The sequence below is a fragment of the Epilithonimonas sp. genome (genome assembly GCF_032054305.1).
Classification (GTDB): Bacteria; Bacteroidota; Bacteroidia; order Flavobacteriales; family Weeksellaceae; genus Epilithonimonas.
This window is the reverse complement of the sequence record NZ_DAMBSX010000005.1, coordinates 369,574-389,229: the sequence shown is the minus strand read 5'-3', so window position 1 is coordinate 389,229 and position 19,656 is coordinate 369,574. Positions and strand designations below refer to the sequence as shown.

Annotated in this window: 19 protein-coding genes; 10 read left to right on the top strand and 9 right to left on the bottom strand. The window is 36.1% G+C overall.

Annotated elements, in window-relative coordinates; translation table 11 throughout:
- Positions 1 to 45 precede the first annotated feature (45 nt).
- The 6 genes from RTX21_RS13085 to RTX21_RS13060 all read left to right on the top strand — a co-directional run bounded on the left by RTX21_RS13085 (position 46) and on the right by RTX21_RS13060 (position 5,677).
- On the top strand, positions 46 to 1,440 hold the full coding sequence (locus tag RTX21_RS13085) for a bifunctional UDP-3-O-[3-hydroxymyristoyl] N-acetylglucosamine deacetylase/3-hydroxyacyl-ACP dehydratase (RefSeq protein WP_312768352.1): 1,395 nt from the start codon (positions 46 to 48) through the stop codon (positions 1,438 to 1,440).
- Between the two features lie 3 nt (positions 1,441 to 1,443).
- Positions 1,444 to 2,232, top strand: a complete 789-nt coding sequence (gene lpxA / locus RTX21_RS13080; protein ID WP_312768350.1) for an acyl-ACP--UDP-N-acetylglucosamine O-acyltransferase — start codon at positions 1,444 to 1,446, stop codon at positions 2,230 to 2,232.
- 35 nt (positions 2,233 to 2,267) lie between these two features.
- Complete coding sequence (efp, locus tag RTX21_RS13075; RefSeq protein WP_312768348.1) at positions 2,268 to 2,831, top strand: elongation factor P; 564 nt, start codon at positions 2,268 to 2,270, stop codon at positions 2,829 to 2,831.
- A gap of 205 nt (positions 2,832 to 3,036) precedes the next feature.
- Positions 3,037 to 3,939 carry an LpxD N-terminal domain-containing protein gene (locus RTX21_RS13070; protein ID WP_312768346.1) on the top strand — a complete coding sequence of 301 codons (903 nt, stop codon included), beginning with the start codon at positions 3,037 to 3,039 and terminating at the stop codon, positions 3,937 to 3,939.
- 109 nt (positions 3,940 to 4,048) lie between these two features.
- Positions 4,049 to 4,921 (top strand): succinate--CoA ligase subunit alpha, encoded by an 873-nt coding sequence (gene sucD / locus RTX21_RS13065; RefSeq protein ID WP_312768345.1) that lies wholly within the window; start codon positions 4,049 to 4,051, stop codon positions 4,919 to 4,921.
- A gap of 102 nt (positions 4,922 to 5,023) precedes the next feature.
- Positions 5,024 to 5,677 carry a porin family protein gene (locus RTX21_RS13060; protein ID WP_312768344.1) on the top strand — a complete coding sequence of 218 codons (654 nt, stop codon included), beginning with the start codon at positions 5,024 to 5,026 and terminating at the stop codon, positions 5,675 to 5,677.
- 34 nt (positions 5,678 to 5,711) lie between these two features.
- Here RTX21_RS13060 and recA read toward each other — a convergent pair whose 3' ends face one another.
- From recA to pfkA, 4 genes are all read right to left on the bottom strand, one after another.
- The gene (gene recA / locus RTX21_RS13055) at positions 5,712 to 6,713 is read right to left on the bottom strand and encodes a recombinase RecA (protein ID WP_312768342.1); all 1,002 of its coding nucleotides are present in this window, start codon (positions 6,711 to 6,713) and stop codon (positions 5,712 to 5,714) included.
- A gap of 91 nt (positions 6,714 to 6,804) precedes the next feature.
- Positions 6,805 to 8,001 (bottom strand): oxygenase MpaB family protein, encoded by a 1,197-nt coding sequence (locus tag RTX21_RS13050; RefSeq protein WP_312768341.1) that lies wholly within the window; start codon positions 7,999 to 8,001, stop codon positions 6,805 to 6,807.
- A gap of 118 nt (positions 8,002 to 8,119) precedes the next feature.
- Entirely contained in the window at positions 8,120 to 9,124 is a 1,005-nt protein-coding gene (gap, locus tag RTX21_RS13045) for a type I glyceraldehyde-3-phosphate dehydrogenase (protein ID WP_027384962.1), read from the bottom strand.
- Positions 9,125 to 9,169: 45 nt separating this feature from the next.
- Entirely contained in the window at positions 9,170 to 10,156 is a 987-nt protein-coding gene (gene pfkA / locus RTX21_RS13040; RefSeq protein WP_312768339.1) for a 6-phosphofructokinase, read from the bottom strand.
- A 207-nt stretch (positions 10,157 to 10,363) separates the two neighbouring features.
- Here pfkA and RTX21_RS13035 point away from each other — a divergent pair, with 207 nt between their 5' ends.
- Positions 10,364 to 11,290, top strand: a complete 927-nt coding sequence (locus RTX21_RS13035; protein WP_312768337.1) for a malate dehydrogenase — start codon at positions 10,364 to 10,366, stop codon at positions 11,288 to 11,290.
- A 141-nt stretch (positions 11,291 to 11,431) separates the two neighbouring features.
- On the opposite strand, the gene RTX21_RS13030 is transcribed toward RTX21_RS13035, so the two are convergent.
- From RTX21_RS13030 to RTX21_RS13015, 4 genes are read right to left on the bottom strand one after another with little or no spacing between them, the layout of a single operon-like run.
- Positions 11,432 to 12,049: a hypothetical protein gene (locus tag RTX21_RS13030; protein WP_312768335.1), complete on the bottom strand. Its 618-nt coding sequence runs from the start codon at positions 12,047 to 12,049 to the stop codon at positions 11,432 to 11,434.
- 13 nt (positions 12,050 to 12,062) lie between these two features.
- A complete protein-coding gene (locus RTX21_RS13025) occupies positions 12,063 to 12,626 on the bottom strand; it encodes a DUF4256 domain-containing protein (RefSeq protein WP_312768334.1) in 564 nt (187 codons plus the stop codon).
- 11 nt (positions 12,627 to 12,637) lie between these two features.
- On the bottom strand, positions 12,638 to 13,066 hold the full coding sequence (locus RTX21_RS13020) for a YdeI/OmpD-associated family protein (protein WP_312768332.1): 429 nt from the start codon (positions 13,064 to 13,066) through the stop codon (positions 12,638 to 12,640).
- Positions 13,063 to 13,203, bottom strand: a complete 141-nt coding sequence (locus RTX21_RS13015; RefSeq protein ID WP_312768329.1) for a hypothetical protein — start codon at positions 13,201 to 13,203, stop codon at positions 13,063 to 13,065. The genes RTX21_RS13020 and RTX21_RS13015 overlap by 4 nt, the downstream gene beginning before the upstream one ends.
- A 118-nt stretch (positions 13,204 to 13,321) precedes the next feature.
- On the opposite strand from RTX21_RS13015, the gene RTX21_RS13010 reads away from it, so the two are divergent.
- The 3 genes from RTX21_RS13010 (at position 13,322) to RTX21_RS13000 (ending at position 18,297) form a co-directional block, all read left to right on the top strand.
- The gene (locus RTX21_RS13010) at positions 13,322 to 15,445 is read left to right on the top strand and encodes a TonB-dependent receptor domain-containing protein (protein WP_312768327.1); all 2,124 of its coding nucleotides are present in this window, start codon (positions 13,322 to 13,324) and stop codon (positions 15,443 to 15,445) included.
- A gap of 259 nt (positions 15,446 to 15,704) precedes the next feature.
- Positions 15,705 to 17,351 carry an alkaline phosphatase PafA gene (gene pafA, locus RTX21_RS13005; RefSeq protein ID WP_312768326.1) on the top strand — a complete coding sequence of 549 codons (1,647 nt, stop codon included), beginning with the start codon at positions 15,705 to 15,707 and terminating at the stop codon, positions 17,349 to 17,351.
- A 175-nt stretch (positions 17,352 to 17,526) separates the two neighbouring features.
- Positions 17,527 to 18,297, top strand: coding sequence for a TIGR02757 family protein (locus RTX21_RS13000; RefSeq protein WP_409414981.1), 771 nt, complete (start codon positions 17,527 to 17,529; stop codon positions 18,295 to 18,297).
- Positions 18,298 to 18,393: 96 nt separating this feature from the next.
- On the opposite strand, the gene RTX21_RS12995 is transcribed toward RTX21_RS13000, so the two are convergent.
- Positions 18,394 to 19,266, bottom strand: coding sequence for a polysaccharide deacetylase family protein (locus tag RTX21_RS12995; protein WP_312768325.1), 873 nt, complete (start codon positions 19,264 to 19,266; stop codon positions 18,394 to 18,396).
- Positions 19,267 to 19,656: the final 390 nt, after the last annotated feature.

Sequence of the window (19,656 nt, the reverse complement as noted above, 5' to 3'; positions counted from 1 at the left end):
AGGTATCAGGCAAAGAAGTCATTCTTCCTCCTCAAAACTAATACAATGAGCGATAAACAAAAAACAATCAAAGAAGAAATCCAGTTATCTGGAATAGGTCTTCACACAGGAAAAGAGGTTAATTTGACAATCAAGCCGGCAAAAGAAAACACCGGATTTGTATTTGTAAGAACAGACCTCGAAGGTCATCCTCAGGTAGAGGCTGATGTTAATTACGTAACCACCACGGAGAGAGGAACTACCCTTGAAAAATTGGGTGTTAAAATCCATACTTGCGAACACCTTTTGGCTGCTTTGGTTGGGATGGATGTTGATAATGCAATTCTAGAAATGAATAGTGCAGAACCGCCAATCTTGGATGGATCTTCCAAATATTTTGTAGAAGCGATAGAGAAAGTTGGTGTTCATGAACAAGAACTTCCTAGAGAATATCTTGTCATCAAAGAAGTGATGAATTACATCGACCCTTCTACAGGTTCAGAGCTTACTGTGATTCCTGCTGACGATTATGAGATTACAACAATGGTAGATTTTGGAACTAAGGTTTTGGGTACTCAGAATGCCAGTATGAAAAATTTGTCTGAGTTTAAAGACGAAATTGCTTCAGCAAGAACTTTCAGCTTTTTACATGAATTAGAGCAACTTTTGGATGCTAATCTTATCAAAGGCGGAGACATTAGTAATGCTATCGTTTATGTTGATAAAGAACTGACTCCTGAAACTTTGGAAAAACTTAAGGTTGCTTTTGGTAAAGACGAAGTTTCTATCCGTCCAAACGGTATCCTTGATAACCTGACACTTAATTATACAAATGAGGCTGCACGTCACAAGCTACTAGACGTAATTGGTGATTTGGCTTTAGTTGGAGTAAGAATCAAAGGTAGAGTTATTGCCAATAAACCAGGACACTTTGTGAATACTCAATTCGCAAAGAAACTAAACAGACAATACAAATTGCAAAAAAGAAAAAATGTTCCAGATTTTGATTTGAAGGCTGAGCCTGTTTTCGATATCAATGGAATCATGAGATTATTGCCACACAGACCTCCGTTTTTGTTGGTAGACAAGATTTTGGAATTATCCGATACTCATGTTGTTGGACTTAAAAATGTTTCTATGAATGAGCCTTTCTTTGTAGGGCATTTCCCAAAAGAACCTGTAATGCCTGGTGTTTTACAGATTGAAGCAATGGCACAAGTTGGTGGTATATTGGTATTGGCAAATGTCCCAGATCCAGAAAATTATTCTACTTATTTTGTGAAGATGGATAATGTGAAATTCAAGAAAAAAGTAGTTCCAGGAGATCAGGTTATTTTCAAAATAGAGTTGATTGAACCTATCAGAAGAGGAATTGTGCATATGCAAGGTTACGGTTATGTTGGAGATAGTGTAGTCGTGGAAGCAGAGCTGATGGCTCAAGTAGCAAAAACTAAAATTTAATTTATGATTCACCAGCTTACAGCAGTAGATCCTCGTGCCAAGATTGGCAAAAATGTGACCATCGAACCATTTACAACTATTGGAGCAAATGTAGTCGTCGGAGCTGATACTTGGATTGGTCCCAATGTTACTATAATGGAAAATGTCAGGATTGGTAAGAATTGTAAAATTTTCCCAGGAACAGTTATTGGAGCAATTCCTCAGGATCTAAAGTTTGATGGAGAAGATACTCAGGTGATTATCGGCGATGGAACTACACTTAGGGAATGTGTCACAATCAATCGAGGAACCAAAGCTCTTGGTTATACAAAGGTAGGTAACAATTGCCTGATCATGGCAACTTCTCACATTGCGCATGACTGTATTGTTGGTGATAATGTGATCATTGCCAATGGATGTGGTATTGCAGGTCACGTAGAGATTGGAGATTTTGTTGTAATGGGTGGACTTTCTGCAGTTCAGCAATTTGGAAAAATTGGCAAACACGTGATGGTTTCGGGAGGTTCTTTGATCAGAAAAGACATTCCACCTTATGTGAAAGTTGCAAGGGAACCTATTTCCTACGCAGGTATCAATTCTGTTGGACTGAGAAGAAGAGGTTTTAGCAACGATAAGATCTTTGAGATCCAGAAAATTTACAGAGCTATCTTCCAAATGAAAATGAATACAACTCAAGCTATCGAATTTATTGAAAAAGAAATGCTTCCAACTGTAGAGAGAGATGAGATCATCACTTTTATCCAAAACTCACCGAGAGGTATTGTAAAAGGATATGGTTCTTCCAAAGAATAATTAATTAAAATAAAAATAAAGTTTATAAACCACTAATGGCAACAAGCAACGATATAAGAAAAGGTCTTTGTATAGAGTATAGCAATGACATTTACAAAGTGATTGAATTTCTTCACGTAAAACCAGGAAAAGGACCTGCTTTTGTAAGAACGAAATTAAAGTCTGTGACCAATGGGAAAGTTATCGATAACACTTTCTCCGCAGGCCACAAAATCGACGAAGTGAAGGTGATCACAAGAAAATTCCAATACCTTTATGATGATGAGAACGGATTCCATTTCATGAATAACGAAGATTTCTCCCAACTTTATCTTAATAAGGAAATGATCGAGAACTCAAACCTGATGAAAGCCGGTGAAGAAGTGACGATCATTTTGAAAGAAGTGGATGAAACCCCGCTTTCTGCAGAACTTCCTCAATCGGTTTACTTAGAAGTCGTGGAAGCAGATCCGGGAGTTAAAGGGAATACGGCAACCAATGCTTTGAAAAATGCGATCGTAGAAACCGGAGCAAGAGTTATGGTACCTTTGTTCATTGAGCCGGGCGATAAGATCAAGATCAGTACGGAAGACGGTTCTTATATTGAAAGAGTAAAATAAAACAAAACATATAAAATGGAAGTCTGGAGTTGATCTTCACACTTCCATTTTTTATTTGGGCAGCTTTTCCGCCCTCCGTTCCCGCTTTTTCTTTTTTGTCAAAAAAGAAAAAGCGGGAACGGAGGGCGGGCTGCATGCAATTCGTAGTTTAAAGATAAATGAGTTGCAATCCCAAAATCCAATGTCTAAAATTTAACATATAACTATGACATTCAATCAGCCACAAAATTTAAAAACCATTGCTGAGATCATCAATGCAAAATATATTGGTGCAGACGATTTCCAGGTTTTCGGAACTAATGAGATTCATATGGTGCGTCCGGGAGATATCGTTTTCGTCAATCATCCGAAATATTACGATAAAGCACTTAATTCCGCAGCTACGATCATCTTGATCGATAAAGAAGTAGATTGTCCGGAAGGGAAAGCCCTTTTAGTCTCAGATGATCCTTTTAGGGATTTCAATAAAATCAATACCCACTTCACAAGAATTTCAAATTTTAAAGAAGAACTTCATGATTTGGAAGTAGGAGACGGAACTACTATTCACCCATCGGCTGTTATTGGAAATGATGTGAAGATTGGAAAAAATTGCCATATTTTCCCTAATGTTGTTATTGGTGATAGAACAGTCATTGGTGATAATGTCATTATTCAATCTAATACAGTTTTAGGCGGCGACGCATTTTATTATAGGAAATTAAACGGAAATTTCGACAGGCTGATCTCTGTGGGAAATGTAGTGATAGAAAACAATGTGGAAATTGGAAATGGGTGTACGATTGACAGAGGTGTGACAGCTTCCACAATCATTGGTGAAGGAAGCATTCTTGATAATCAGATACAGATTGGTCACGATACAGTTATTGGTAAAAAATGTCTGATAGCTTCCCAAACCGGAATTGCAGGATGCTGTATCATCGAAGATGAAGTCACCATTTGGGGACAAGTTGGTATGGCTTCTGGTATAAGAATTGAAAAAGGAACAGTTCTCCTAGCTAAGGTTGGTGTTAACAGAGATCTGAAAAAAGGAACATATTTTGGTCCCATTGCGGAAGAGTTCCGTGATTATCTCAGAAAAGAGGTCAGAATCAAAAATCTGAAGTAAATCATATTTTAAAACTTCAAAAAATATCTAATTCCAAGAAATCTTTGAATTATTATCGTTATTTTTGCGAATAACAAAAGTTTATAAAATCAATAAATTATAATAAAAAATGTCAATATTAGTAAACAAAGATTCTAAAGTTATCGTACAAGGATTTACAGGTAACGAGGGTACTTTCCACGCAGGTCAGATGATCGATTACGGAACCAACGTTGTTGGAGGTGTAACTCCGGGAAAAGGAGGAACAGAGCATCTTGGTAAGCCGGTTTTCAATTCAGTTTCAGAAGCTGTAGAAAAAGCGGGAGCTAATGTGAGTATTATCTTCGTACCGCCGGCATTTGCTGCAGATGCTGTGATGGAAGCTGCTGAAGCTGGTATCAAAGTGATCGTTTGTATTACAGAAGGTATTCCTGTTGCTGATATGGTGAAAGTAAAAGATTATATCCAAGATAGAGATGTTCGTTTGATTGGTCCAAACTGTCCGGGTATCATCACTTCTGACGAAGCTAAGATTGGTATCATGCCAGGTTTTGTTTTCAAAAAAGGAAAAGTGGGTATCGTTTCAAAATCTGGAACTTTAACTTACGAAGCTGCTGACCAAGTAGTGAAAGCTGGTTTCGGAGTTTCTACAGCTATCGGAATTGGAGGAGATCCAATCATTGGAACTACTACAAAAGAAGCTTTGGAATTGTTTATCAACGACCCAGAGACGGAAGCTGTTGTAATGATTGGAGAAATCGGAGGTTCTTTAGAAGCGGAAGCTGCAAGATGGTACAAAGCGAGTGGTTCTACAAAACCAGTTGTAGGTTTCATCGCTGGACAAACTGCACCAAAAGGTAGAACTATGGGGCACGCTGGAGCAATTGTTGGTGGAGATGATGACACTGCACAGGCAAAAATGGCGATTATGAGAGAAAACGGAATCCACGTGGTAGATTCTCCTGCTGAGATTGGGAAAACTGTTGCTTCTGTTTTAGCATAATAAACAAAAGAATACGTTCTTAAATATATTTTGAGAAGCTCTATCTGGGCTTCTCATTTTTTTTATTTAAATTTGGAGCATAAAAATTTATAAAACACTAGTATGAAAAAAATCCTTTTCGGGTCTTTCTTATTAATATCATTGTTTTCTCAAGCACAAATAGACTTTCGATCAACTGAATTTGGTCTTGTTGCAGGAGGAACTTATTCCAGAGTAAGAAATGCCCATAATCCTTCAGGAGCTAGATTTTCTGTTTTAGGAGGTGTAACAGCACAAGTTCCGATTGGTATCGACGAACAGTTCTATATTCAGGCGGAAGCTCTTTATTTTGGAGCAGGTGAATCAGGAAAGTCCAAAGATGCTAAAGGAAGACCTGGCTATGATGCGGTCTATGCTAATAATTATTTAAGTGTACCGCTCAACTTCAAAGGTTATTTTTCTGAGGCTGAATCTGAATTTTTTGGATTAATAGGTCCAAGATTTAATTTCTTGATCAATCAGACGGTTAAAAATACAAATAAACCACAATATGAAAAAGATAGCTATGGAAAAGCTAATTCATTTAATTTGGGGATAGGAGCTGGTATTGGTTACAGTTATAAAAGGCAGTTAGAAATAGCTTTGAAATATGACGTAGGATTATCAAATACATATCCAGATCTTAAGAATAGTCCTTCAGAAATTGGTTATGCAGGTATTGCTAAGAAGAAATCAGAACAGGTATTAAGTTTGGGATTAACATATTTCTTCAAATAAAAAAGGCGGTTAGTTAACCGCCTTTTCTACTGTTTTATTTTTGTTTGATCAGTTCTTTGATCTTGCCTTCGATTTCTTCTGCCAATTCCGGGTTATCTCTTAGTACCTCTTTTACGGCATCACGTCCTTGCCCCAGTTTAGTGTCTTCATAGCTGAACCAAGAACCACTTTTCTTAACTACAGCCATATCTACAGCGGTATCCAAGATTTCTCCAACTTTAGAAACACCTTCTCCGTACATAATATCAAATTCTGCCATTTTGAAAGGTGGTGCAACTTTGTTTTTTACAATTTTTACTTTTACACGGCTTCCTACAGCTTCATCGCCATTTTTGATAGGCGCACTTGCCTTTCTAATGTCGATTCTTACGGAAGCATAGAATTTAAGTGCATTTCCACCAGTTGTAGTTTCAGGATTACCGAACATTACTCCGATCTTTTCACGAAGCTGATTAATGAAAATCACTGTACATTTTGTTCTGTTGATTGTTGCTGTAAGTTTCCTTAAAGCCTGAGACATCAATCTTGCATGAAGTCCCATTTTGGAATCTCCCATTTCTCCTTCAATCTCAGCTTTTGGTGTCAATGCTGCAACAGAGTCAATTACTACAATGTCAATAGCTCCTGATCTAATCAGATTGTCCGCAATTTCCAAAGCTTGCTCTCCGTTGTCTGGCTGAGAGATAATCAGGTTCTCCAGGTCAATTCCTAATTTTGCGGCATAGTTTCTGTCAAATGCATGCTCAGCATCTATGAAAGCCGCGATACCGCCTGCTTTTTGTGCTTCAGCAATTGCGTGGAGTGTAAGTGTTGTTTTACCGGAAGATTCAGGGCCATAGATCTCAATGATTCTTCCTCTTGGATATCCACCAACACCCAAAGCAAGGTCTATCCCCAAAGATCCGGAAGGGATAACTTCTATGGTAGTGTCTACAGAATCCTCTCCTAAGGTCATTACAGTTCCCTTTCCGTAGGTTTTATCTAGTTTTTCAAGCACCAGTTGCAGTGCTTTTTTCTTATCGTCGTTCGTACTCATTATTTCAAAAAAATTATTCTCAAAAATACGGAATTTTAAAATCAAATTCCAATATTATTTTGATTGGAGGTTTTTAATTTACCAATTAGATTTAATAGAAATTTGAATTTTTTGTTATGTTTAGATAATCCTCCAGTACTTTCATTTGATCTTTATTTCCCTTTTTTATTCGTGCGTCTCTACTTATTATTTTTTCATAGATCTTATTAAATAGTTGCTTTGACTTTGGAAATAGATTTTTGTATTTTACTTTTGGGATTTCCAGTCTTTCGCAGACTTCATCATCCAATAGAAACCAAGTACAGCAGATGTGCAGATAGCGTAAATTTTTTCTTTGGAAATTAAACTTGAGGATAGGATTTTCCAATGATTCATTCAATAGAGAATGAGCTAATAAGATAGAATCTTTATCAGACGGCGGTTGCACAGAAGTCCAATGATAGAAATATTCTGTCGCTTGTTTTTTGTCATCAGGTAAAAGATCTTCCGGAATTCCTAATAAATAACCTACATATTTCCAAAGGTGAAAAAGTCCTTTTTCCTCTTGCTCCGAAAATGTATTACCTAATTTGTGTAAACTGAATAGAAATACCAAACTAAAACCGATGTAAGTCGCCATAATATCCCAGGAATTGATAGGTTCTCCCCAGTTTTCTGTATCCCAATTTTTGTAATGTTTCTTTATCGAAAGTCTTGCGTAGGAGTGTATCAATCTTGTTTTGATAGCAAATTCATAACCTTTTTTATGAATCTGAAGAGCGTCTGCCCTTGTAACATTGACCCAAAAATCCAGTGTTTCCGACAGGCGTTTTACTGCGCCCTTTTTCAGAGCTTCTGTTATGATCAATGGTTTGTTTAGATAAGCATAGTCGTAACCGCCAATTAAACAATAATCTCTTAAGGAAATCAAAGAATCTACATTGCAACGCATGCAAAGTTCCGCACCATATTTTATCAAATCAAAATCTACCCAATCTGGAATTGATTGAGTTTGTCCGAAAAGTACTTTTACACTTTCAGGGATTTTATCGTTTTCAGAAATACCATTTCTGATATATGATTCAATTTGTTTTGAAGCTTCGGGAAATGATTGTGTAAAGTAAACTTCTTTTACAACTCCATCTCCAATTTCATCAACATCATAGAAGAAATGAGAGAATTTATCAAAATCTTTAAAGCTAACTTTTGCATCGGAAAACTCTATAAGTTGTTTTCCATTTCCTCTTTCCCAGAAATTTTTGAAATGAGGTGAATCTTTAAATCTAGGATGTAAAATTGATTTTTCCATCTCATATAAAGTTACAACTATTGCTCCATAAAACGGTTGTGAGTTTTATCATTTTTAAATATAAAAAAAACCTTTCAACATAAATTGAAAGGTTTTAATTTTATTAAAAAGCTCTAGATTACAAAGAAGCTGAATGAACAAGCATATCTGCCAATTTGTTAGAATAACCCCACTCGTTATCGTACCAGGATACCAATTTAACGAAAGTTGGATTCAGCATAATTCCAGCTTCTTTATCGAAGATAGAAGTTCTTGCATCGCTTACGAAATCCTGAGAAACTACAGCATCTTCTGTATAACCAAGAATTCCTTTCAATTCACCTTCAGATGCCGCTTTGATAGCAGCACAGATTTCTTCATAAGAAGTTGGTTTGTCTAATTTTACAGTCAAGTCTACTACAGAAACGTCAGCAGTTGGAACTCTGAAAGACATACCGGTCAGTTTCCCGTTAAGAGAAGGAATCACTTTTCCTACCGCTTTTGCAGCACCTGTAGAAGAAGGGATGATGTTGTTAAGAGCCGATCTACCACCTCTCCAGTCTTTTGCAGACGGTCCGTCCACGGTTTTCTGAGTCGCAGTAGTTGCGTGCACAGTTGTCATAAGACCTTCTGCGATACCGAAGTTATCGTGGATCACTTTTGCCAATGGCGCAAGACAGTTGGTTGTACAAGATGCGTTTGAGAAGATCTTGATATCGTCAGTCAGTTCTTTGTGGTTTACACCCATCACGAACATTGGCGTATCATCTTTTGAAGGCGCAGAAAGGATCACTTTCTTAGCACCAGCGTTGATGTGGGCTTGTGCTGAATCTTTTGAAAGGAATAAACCTGTAGATTCTACGATATATTCTGCACCAACTTCATTCCATTTTAGGTTGTTAGGGTCTTTCTCAGCAGTTACACGGATTGTTTTTCCGTTTACAACAAGGTTGTTTCCTTGTACTGATACTTCTCCTTTGAACGGTCCGTGAACTGAGTCGTATTTTAGCATATAAGCCATGTATTCAGCATCGATAAGGTCATTGATACCTACAACTTCGATGTTTGATCTTTCAGTCATTGCTCTGAACACTAAACGTCCGATTCTCCCGAATCCGTTGATTCCTACTTTAATTGTTGACATATTAAAAAAATTAAGGTTTTGTTTTGATATTTATTTTATTAAGAATTACATTGCCAAGATCTCAGCGATCTGAAGCAGGTCTTTGTCTATTTCGTTATGTTTTTTGATAGCCTCTTCGATAGCAGTATAAGTGATCTTGTTAGATTGCATCCCGACCATCACTTTGTTCTTGCCTTCCATAAGACCGATAACAGCCCCATATCCTAAGTGGCTTGCCAGAACGCGGTCAGCGCAACTTGGAGAACCGCCTCTTTGGATGTGTCCAAGAATAGTTACTCTGATATCGTAATTAGGGAACTTTTCCTTTGTCGCTTTTGCAAGGTCATAGATGTTTCCCAGCTCTTCGCCTTCGGCCACTACAACAATGCTGGATGACTTGCCCACTTTTTCTGCTGTAGTGAAAGTGTCGAAAAGATCATCAAGGCTGTCTTTTCTTTCCGGGATCAAGATGTCAAGAGCGCCCGTTGCTATCCCACTATTGAGGGCTATGAATCCAGCATCTCTTCCCATCACTTCTACAAAGAATACACGGTTGTGGGAAGTTGCCGTATCACGGATCTTGTCGATGGCGTCCATTGCTGTGTTAAGAGCGGTATCGTAACCAATGGTCTTATCGGTCCCGAAGATATCGTTGTCGATCGTTCCCGGAACACCAATAACTTTAATCCCGAACTCTTCATTGAAGACTTTTGCACCGGTAAAACTTCCGTCCCCACCAATACACACCAAAGCATCAACACCTAATTTCTGGCATTGCTCGAAAGCTTTTTTTCTCCCTTCCGGAGTCATGAATTCTTTGGATCTGGCAGACTTCAGAATGGTTCCGCCTTGATTAATTATATTTTTCACGGAACGAGGTCCCATTTTTATCACATCACCAGCAATAAGCCCATTGTATCCTTCTCTGATCCCATAGCACTCTATATTGTAGTGATTTGCTGTTCTTACAACTGCTCTAAGTGCGGCGTTCATTCCAGGCGCATCGCCTCCGGAAGTCAGAACCGCAATAGATTTAATGTTGTTTTCTGACATATTTTTAATTTTTTTCTAAGCAAATTTACGAAATATCAACCACATTTTAGGCCTTGTTTTAGGATTAAGGGATAAATTATATCATATGGTAATAGAGAAGAGTCATTTGCAAATATGACAAATGTTTGATTTAATTTTTTTTCGGATTTTGCAAGATTTATTATATTTACAAACAATACAATATAAATTTTAACTGATAAATATATTATGAAAGTAACTGTGGTAGGAGCTGGAGCTGTTGGAGCTTCTTGTGCTGAATATATTGCGATGAAAAATTTCGCATCTGAAGTAGTTTTAGTGGACATCAAGGAAGGTTTTGCTGAAGGTAAGGCAATGGATCTGATGCAGACAGCTTCTCTTAATGGTTTTGATACAAAGATTACCGGGACAACAGGAGATTACAGTAAAACAGCAGGTTCTCATGTTGCGGTCATTACTTCCGGAATCCCTAGAAAGCCTGGGATGACAAGGGAAGAACTGATTGGTATCAATGCAGGAATAGTAAAAGACGTGACCGCAAATCTTGTTAAAAATTCTCCAAATGTGATCATCATCGTAGTTTCTAATCCGATGGATACAATGGCCTATTTGGTTCATAAGACTTCTGGCCTTCCAAAAGAAAGAATTATTGGAATGGGAGGTGCGTTGGATTCTGCAAGATTCAAATACAGATTGGCTGAGGCATTGGAATCTCCAATCTCTGATGTTGACGGAATGGTGATCGCTGCGCACTCTGACACAGGAATGCTACCATTATTCAGTAAAGCTACAAGAAACGGAGTTCCAGTTTCAGAATTTTTAAGCGATGAAAAAAAGGCTTATGTTATCGAGGAAACTAAAGTTGGCGGGGCAACATTGACCAAATTATTAGGAACTTCTGCTTGGTATGCACCAGGCGCAGCGGTTTCTGTGATGGTTCAGGCGATTGCTTGTGACCAGAAAAAAATGATTCCCTGCTCTTTGATGTTAGACGGAGAATACGGAGAAAGTGATATTTGTCTTGGAGTTCCTGCAATTATCGGGAAAAATGGTGTCGAGAAAATTGTAGATATTTCTTTGACTGACGAAGAAAAAGCAAAATTTGCTGAAGCTGCAAAAGCTGTAAGAGAGGTGAATGGTGATCTTAAGTTTTAATTTCTAAGATTAAAAAAATCAAACCACATCGCAAGATGTGGTTTTTTGTTATTGGGACATTATCCATAATTGAGACGATGCTGTTGAACTCATTAATTGTTCTTGACATTCGTTCCTAAAGATTGTGTTTAAAACTTTGAGTTAAAGATCAATGTTTTCTTTTCTCATTTTTTCAATTTCGGCATTCATTTTTGATTCCCAATTTTTCCCATTTCTTTTTTCTAAATATGGTTTAACAGTTTCATAATATTTTTGGCGAGCTTCATCCTCACTAGGAACAATAACGCAACCTAGATTTTTATAATTGATGCCGTACTTTTTTTGGATACTGTCTGTTTTGTTTATGATTTTTTGATTATCTGAGATCATTTCTAATCCGCCCGAATATTCAAAAGTAACATTATCATTTTTAATGTCCTCTTTAGCTTGTGAAATATATTCCTTTTCTCTTTTTGAAATTTCTTTTTTTGTCTTTATAAAAGCATCTGCGGAATAATAAATTATAAAAATTAAAAGCAAAACATTGAAACATAAAAAAATTCGTTGAAAATCTAATTGCTTAACTTTTAAAAATCCTAAAACCAACGAAAAAATGGCTAAAATTAAAATCATGATTAACAACATTATCCAACTAGCATCTTCTATCGCAAATTCAAAATTAAATTTCATCGGGTAATTGATGAAATAAAACTGAAAAATATTAGCCAAAATAATTAAGACTAATACAATCAAATTAAGAATCAAAAATTTTGTTTTCATCTCTAGTTTATTATCAAATTTTCAAAATTCCACGAAACCCTCTCGCCGCATAGTAAGATTCCGCACCATTATGATAAAGAAAAACTGTATTGTAACGTTTGTCGCAGAAGAGTGCGCCACCTAGTTTTCGGATATTGTCTGGCGTTTTTATCCAACTCGATGTCTTCAAATCAAAATTACCAAGCGTTTGCAATTCACGATATTGTTCTTCATCCAAAATTTCGATTCCCATTTCATTAGCCAAATCTAAAGCGCTATTGACAGGTTTATGTTCTTTTCTGGAATTCAGCGCGTCTCGGTCGTAGCAAAGACTTCGTCTGCCTTTGGGACTTTCTGCGGAACAATCAATGAAAATATATTCGTTGGTTCTATTATCATAACCCAAAACATCTGGTTCGCCTTCAGTTCTTTCCATTTCGTTGATTGACCAAAGTTTTTCAGAATTTGATTCCAGTTTTTTCTGAACATCTTCCCATTGGAAATTTTCGTGGCGTTTTGGATTTTTTTCAAAACGAGTTTTCAAGATTTTGATTAATTCTTCCTGTTGTTCTGCTGAAAGCTGAGGTTTATTTTTCATAATTGTTAAATTTACTCATTTATTCCTTTTCCGTCAAGGATATTCTGGATTGCTTTTTCGATTCTGGATTCTCTGATTTTGGCTTGTTTTGGTGCTGAAAAATGAATGAGATAAGCCCGTTGTCTTCCCGGAGTCAAAGATTCGAAAGCTGATTTTAATTCGGGATTTTCATCTAATTTGGTTTGAAATTCTTTAGGAATTGGTGTGGCTTCTCTTTTGATTTCCATTTTTTCTCCACGTTCTTCGATTTCAACAGCTTCAAAAATATAATCTTTGATAATTGACTTTTTATCCAAAATATCCTGAACGTTTTCAAATCTCATCTGTCTTCCTGCCTGAGTATTTTCGCCCATTTTCACAAGAAGATGTTGAGGGTCTTTCATAATTCCACCTTTGAAAAAAAGAAGTGCAAAATAGTCTTTAAAACCTTGGATAATCACAATATTCTTTCCTTGAAAAGAATAACAAGGTTGAAATCCTCTTCCAATTGACAATCCAGAATAATGGTTCTCAATGCGTTCATCTCATCTTTCCACAGTTTGGACTGATTGATGTGTTCGTCAACTTTTGAATTCATTTTAAAGATTATGTTTTCCTCAAATTTAATTAAAATTCGAATTAATAGAAATTTAATTGATTTTCGATGTAACATTTATCCTGTTTGTATTGTCTTATCATTATAATAAACTATAACAATGAAGCAAGTTTTATCCTTACTGGGATTATTATCAATTACAATTTCTCTCGCACAAACCAATGATACTCTCAAATCCAAAGAAATAGAAGCAGTAACAGTTATCGCAAAAAAACCGACTGTTCAAAGTAAAGCCGACAGAACAGTTTTCAATGTGGAAAACAGTTCTATTCTAGCAGGAAATACGACTTGGGATATTGTTAGAATGACACCTTTGGTCAGCATCGATAACAATGATAATGTGAGAGCTGAAGGAGAATCTGTGACAGTTTATATCAATGACAGAAAGTCGGTTTTTACAGGAAAGGAACTTAAAGAATATCTCAAGACGATTCCTGCAGATAACCTGATGAAGATTGAAGTCATTACAAGTCCGTCTTCACGTTATGAAGCTACTGGAGCGGTCATTAATATTGTTCTGAAAAAACGAGATGACGAAGGTCTGAAAGGAAGTATTTCCCTTACCAATACTCAGAATACGAAGAATAATCAATATGGAAGTCTGAATCTGAATTATCATAAAAAGAACTTCACGCAGACGTTTGCCGGAAGTTATGGTGACAATATTTTCATAACAAAAAACTCTTCAATAGTTACCACATATGAAGATAAAAAAGTCAAAAATATCAATGCGGAAAGTATATTCAAAAATAAAAATCCTTCGGTATCATCAACTTCGGAATTTGAGCTCAATGATAAAAATAATGTAGGGCTTGTCCTGGAATATTATCAGGGCAAAAGAAACTCTACTTCCAATTCCGGCGGTACGACCTATGTAGATGATGTTTTGCAGGATACTTTTGTTCAGGATATGACAAGGTCTTCGGTTGCAAAAACACTTGGTAGCAATCTCTTCTATAAGTATTATGACAAGGAGAAAAATAAAATTCTGGATGTCAACTTAGGAATCAATTATGATTCTGATAATGGAAATACCATTTTCAATGAAACAGCTTTGATACCTAATTTTTATAGGATAGATTCTTACACTCAGACCAGGAATTATTACGTAAAAGTTGATTATACAACACCTTTAGGAAAAAATGGAGGAAGTCTGGAAGTTGGTGGCAAAGTTGATTTTAATAATAATGTTATTCCAAACAATTATTTTGATTTTCTGAATAATGCTAATAATGCAACGAGTGATTTCCGATATACAGACAATATCAACTCGCTTTATTTCACTTACAGCAAAACATTTTTTGAAAAACTTGAGACAAGAGTAGGTTTGCGATATGAGCATATTGATTACAAAATCACGGAAAATGCTAATGAAAGAAAAGATTCTTACGGAACTTTTATGCCCAATCTTTTGCTGAAATATGCTTTTTCACCAGATTATGATTTGAGTCTGACATACAATCATAGCCTTTGGAGGCCTTGGTATTCGGAATTCAATCCGTTTGTTTTGCCCGGAAATAATGGGATGTACTATCGTGGAAATATGGACTTGCTTCCTAATCCAAGTGATAGAATCGTAATGAAATTCGGTTTATTCAAAAAGTATTTTTTATCAGCCAGATATATGTTTACAGACCAGGATTACTGGAACAAGTTCGTAGAGGAAGACGGAAAAACAATTTCTGTGTCGGATAATTTCAAGGGAAAAGTTGAAAAGTTTTATCTTTTTGCCAACACCAATCAGAATCTATTCAAAAATAAACTGAATGTCAACTTCGGAGTCGGTTGGTATTATATAGATAACAGTGATTTCAACAGGAAAAACGGGCTGGACCAGGCAAATAACTATATCAGTTATATCGGTGGTTCTACCAATCTTTCTTATACCAATTTATTCAATAAGAACATCAATATCAGTGGTTGGTTCAGTGTTGATAATCAGAATTACGGAAACTCTGTTGCGAATAAATACAATTTTTTTCATAACATCTCTGTAACCAAGATTTTTCCAAATTCTCAAATCGAAACAAGCTTACAGCTGATGAACATCTTCAAAAGACCAAGTGTAGACAATACAACTTATAGCTCGACTGGGATGATTCGAAATTATAACAAATGGGATTGGTACGGATTCTCGCTCACTTTTGTTAAACGTTTCGGAAACCAGAAAGTAAAAGAAAATACTAAAACCGATGTCGAGAAAAACTCCGGCGGAGGAAAATAGAATTGTTAAATTTTATATTGAAAGGAACGGGCTATTGCTCGTTCTTTTTGTTTATTATAATGGTACTTTACAACTGCATGGATGATTATATTAATTCATCAAGATAACTTTATCAATTCATCAAGGTAATTTGATTAATTTATCAAGGTAAATTAATAAGGCCTTTCTATTTGAGTTAAATATTCAAATAAGTTTAATGAAATTTCACATCCTAAAACTTTTGAAAGCCGTAAATTTGGCTTCAATAAAAAGTAAATCAATGTTCAGGAAAATTCAGATTTTCGTTTTAGCAGTTGCTACATTTGGAAATGTAAATGCACAGAAAACAAAATTAAATTCAGGAGAAAGACCAAAATTAGTTGTAGGATTGGTGGTTGACCAAATGCGTTGGGATTATCTTTACCGTTTTGAGAAAAAATTCGGGAAAGGCGGTTTTCAGAGACTTTTGGGAGAAGGTTATTCTCTTAACAATGTTCATATTCCTTATATTCCGACGGTTACTGCGATTGGTCATACTTCCATTTACACAGGTTCGGTTCCTTCCATTCATGGGATCGCCGGGAACGACTGGACAGATAAAGAAACCGGAAAAAATGTCTATTGTACAACAGATGACAACGTGAACCCTATAGGTTCTGATAACAAAAAGAACGGGAGCCATTCTCCCAAAAACCTTTGGTCAACAACTGTTACGGACCAATTGAGAATCGCAAGTAATTTCATATCGAAGGTCGTTGGAGTTTCTTTGAAAGACCGTGCTTCTATTTTGCCTGCAGGTCACAATCCAACGGGCGCTTTTTGGTTTGATGATTCTGCCGGGAATTTCATCACAAGTTCTTATTATATGAATGAGTTGCCGAAATGGGTAAAAGATTTCAACGACCAGAAAGTTCCTGAAAAACTCTTGGCCAACGGTTGGGAAACAGCTTTGCCGATTGCAGATTACACAGAAAGTACGGCAGATAATGTAGAATGGGAAAAGCCTGTTGGGAGCGCAAAAGAGCCAGTTTTTCCTTACAAAAATCTATTATCTGACTATTCAAAGCAAAAAGGCGTTATCAGAACGACACCTTTCGGAAATACTTTGACTCTGAAATTTGCAGAAGCGGCTTTGGATAATTATGCCTTAGGAAAAGGAACTGAAACCGATTTCCTGGCGATCAACCTGGCTTCGACGGATTATGTTGGACATTCTTACGGGCCAAATTCCATCGAGGTTGAGGATACTTACATCAGATTAGACAGAGATTTGGCGACATTTTTCAAAATGTTGGATGAGAAAGTAGGAAAGAATAATTATTTGGTTTTCTTGTCTGCTGACCACGGTGGAGCGAATGCTGAAGGATTTTTAAAAGCCAACAAGATCTTAGGCGGTTTCTTTGATGAAGGAATGGAAAAAAATCTGGGTGCAGAATTGGAGCAAAAATATGCTAATTCTAAACTGATTCTCGGAATAGATAATTATCAGATCTATTTGAATCAAAATTTGATCAAAGAAAAAAACTTGGATGAGGAAGCCATAAAAACAACAATCATCGATAATCTGAACAAAGACCCAAGAGTTTTGTACGCCGTAGATTTGAAAAAGATTGCTTCATCCGCTATTCCGGAGCCGATAAAATCAAGAGCTATCAATGGCTACAACTGGCAGAGAAGTGGTGATATTCAAATCATTTCGCACGATGGGATGTTGCCAACTTATGCTAAAAAAGGAACGACTCACAGCGTCTGGAATTCCTACGATTCTCACATTCCATTGATTTTTATGGGTTGGGGAATCAAGCACGGCGAGAGCAACGGCGATTATAATATGACGGATATTGCACCAACAATCTCAGCATTACTTCACATCGAATTTCCAAGCGGTGCCATCGGAAAACCAATTACAGAAGTGATTGGAAGATAAACAAATAGAAGTTAGATACAGTCTGGATATTAGATTTTAAATCATTAATTTATTAAGTCGCAAATGTTTTCAATATGAGAACTTTGCGACTTTTTATTTCCAGAATTAATTCTATCGAGCATTTGACTTCGTCGAATCTTCGATTTGCGATAAAAACAATTCGTATTTTTGAACAATGAATTTGAAAGAAAAAGACATCTTCGATTTGCTGAATGAAAAAGCAGAACTCTACAATTCTCCGGATTTTATTACCGATGACCCGATTCAGATTCCGCATCGTTTTTCTTTGAAGCAGGATGTCGAAATTGCCGGATTTTTGTCTGCAAGTATCGCTTGGGGAAATAGAAAATCGATTATCAATGATGCAAATAAGATGATGGAATTGATGGAAAATTCACCGTATGATTTTGTAATGAATTTTACAGATTCTGATTTAGATAGAATTCCTCAAAAAGTGATTCACAGGACTTTCAACCACGAAGATTTTATTTTTTTTCTAAAGAATTTCAGACGAATTTATAAGCAGTTTGAAAGTCTGGAAGATGTGTTTCTAATCAATGAAAATGAAAGCAATTTCTCTCATTCTATCGAGCGTTTCAGAAATCATTTTATTTCGGAAATCCATCGTGGACAAAAACACGTGAGTTCACCTTACAAAAATTCTGCTTCCAAACGATTGATAATGTTTTTGCGCTGGATGGTTCGGAAAGATAAAAAAGGCGTTGATTTCGGGATTTGGGAAAAGATTGATCCGAAGTTTCTTTCTGTTCCGCTGGATGTTCATACTGCAAATATTTCCAGAAAACTAGGAATTCTTACCAGAAAACAAAACGATTGGAAAGCAGTTGAAGAATTGGACTTCATTCTCAGGAAATATAATGCTGTTGACCCGGCGGTTTACGATTTTGCTTTGTTTGGATTAGGTGTTTCCAAAGAATTTGAATGAAACTAAAATCTCGCTGATTTGGCAGATTAAGCTGACTTTTTTATAATGAGTCTGCGAAATTGACTAAATCAGCGAGATGAAAAAAAGAGGATTTTCTTACTTCAAAATATCATTAATCTTAGGATAATCCGATATTTTTCTGAATTCAAAACGATTGCTGTTCTGCAAGCCGAAAATAAACAAATCCAATTCCTTAACCGAATCATCATCCTGAAGATATTGGTCGTGTGTCAGAAAAACCAAATGGCGGGAAGTTTTTTCCAAATCGTTGAAAAAGATACTGTCCACACGTTTTGCCATTTGTTGATGTGAACCTTTCAGTTTCATTTTGTTGTCAGGTTTCCATTCCAAATCCCAGCCAACCAAAACATAACCCGCTCTTTGCAATTCGTCTGCTGCAATTTTAGAACTTTTGATGTCGGTATTGTCGATGTCAGAAGTTCTCCAGATATTTCTTCCAGGGGTTCTGGCGTATTTGTTCTTGAATTTTAAACTGTCTTTGGCTCGGTCAAAATCGTGGACTACTTTTTCCGGATTTTTATAAAATTCAGAGTATTTGTTTTCTGCGTGAGCATAGCTGTGGTTGGCTAATTCTACCAAATCGTGATTTTCTAATTCTTTCAGATTTTTTGCTTGCGTTTTGCTATCATAAGCGTGTTTTCCTACGATAAAAGATGTTACAGGAATCTGATATTTGTTGATGATTTTCAGAAGGTTTTCGGTTCCGTTATTTGGACCATCGTCAAAGGTTAGATAGATATAACGTTTATTCGGGTCGTCGGAAATCTCTGGTTTTGTGGAAATCACTTTTGCTGGTTTGGGAACGGTTTTTTCTGAATTTGTTTTTGAATCTACCACCTGCTCTGATTTTTTGTTACAGGAATTCAAAAAAAATACTGCGTTAACGATTAAAGCAGCAGTCCCAAGAAAAACCAAATAATTTGATTTTTCAGCAAAAGTTTTTTTCATTGGAAATAAGATTTTTAAATTGTTAAAAAATGTTAATTATGTTAAAATTAAGAAACAAATTTAATGCCTAATTTTGATATTATTGAATTTTTTATAAAATATTTTAATATTGATAATCAGTCGTTTATGGTTTAATTTTGATGTTGTGTTATTTTGAAATTTATTATGTTAAATTTTAGCGTTTTTTAAATATAGAATCTTATGTAGCCCGACTTGAACGGAGCTCATTTTTTTGTGCTGGAATTTAGCATTGGCAAAAAATATCGGGAGTGGGAAGGCGAATAAAGCTGCCTAAATTTAAAGATTCGACGAAGTCAAATAATTACAACTATAGATTTTATTGATGTACATCAAGGTGATGTCAAGATTTAAGGTCTTATTTTTGCTGCA

Coding starts and splice junctions, on each gene's coding strand:
- RTX21_RS13035 (WP_312768337.1), top strand. CDS start 10,364: ATGAAAGTAACTGTGGTAGGAGCTGGAGCTGTTGGAGCTTCTTGTGCT.
- RTX21_RS13050 (WP_312768341.1), bottom strand. CDS start 8,001: ATGGAAAAATCAATTTTACATCCTAGATTTAAAGATTCACCTCATTTC.
- RTX21_RS13025 (WP_312768334.1), bottom strand. CDS start 12,626: ATGAAAAATAAACCTCAGCTTTCAGCAGAACAACAGGAAGAATTAATC.
- RTX21_RS13010 (WP_312768327.1), top strand. CDS start 13,322: ATGAAGCAAGTTTTATCCTTACTGGGATTATTATCAATTACAATTTCT.
- gap (WP_027384962.1), bottom strand. CDS start 9,124: ATGTCAACAATTAAAGTAGGAATCAACGGATTCGGGAGAATCGGACGT.
- sucD (WP_312768345.1), top strand. CDS start 4,049: ATGTCAATATTAGTAAACAAAGATTCTAAAGTTATCGTACAAGGATTT.
- RTX21_RS13085 (WP_312768352.1), top strand. CDS start 46: ATGAGCGATAAACAAAAAACAATCAAAGAAGAAATCCAGTTATCTGGA.
- RTX21_RS12995 (WP_312768325.1), bottom strand. CDS start 19,266: ATGAAAAAAACTTTTGCTGAAAAATCAAATTATTTGGTTTTTCTTGGG.
- RTX21_RS13030 (WP_312768335.1), bottom strand. CDS start 12,049: ATGAAAACAAAATTTTTGATTCTTAATTTGATTGTATTAGTCTTAATT.
- RTX21_RS13060 (WP_312768344.1), top strand. CDS start 5,024: ATGAAAAAAATCCTTTTCGGGTCTTTCTTATTAATATCATTGTTTTCT.
- recA (WP_312768342.1), bottom strand. CDS start 6,713: ATGAGTACGAACGACGATAAGAAAAAAGCACTGCAACTGGTGCTTGAA.
- RTX21_RS13070 (WP_312768346.1), top strand. CDS start 3,037: ATGACATTCAATCAGCCACAAAATTTAAAAACCATTGCTGAGATCATC.
- pafA (WP_312768326.1), top strand. CDS start 15,705: ATGTTCAGGAAAATTCAGATTTTCGTTTTAGCAGTTGCTACATTTGGA.
- lpxA (WP_312768350.1), top strand. CDS start 1,444: ATGATTCACCAGCTTACAGCAGTAGATCCTCGTGCCAAGATTGGCAAA.
- RTX21_RS13000 (WP_409414981.1), top strand. CDS start 17,527: ATGAATTTGAAAGAAAAAGACATCTTCGATTTGCTGAATGAAAAAGCA.
- pfkA (WP_312768339.1), bottom strand. CDS start 10,156: ATGTCAGAAAACAACATTAAATCTATTGCGGTTCTGACTTCCGGAGGC.
- RTX21_RS13015 (WP_312768329.1), bottom strand. CDS start 13,203: ATGAATTCAAAAGTTGACGAACACATCAATCAGTCCAAACTGTGGAAA.
- efp (WP_312768348.1), top strand. CDS start 2,268: ATGGCAACAAGCAACGATATAAGAAAAGGTCTTTGTATAGAGTATAGC.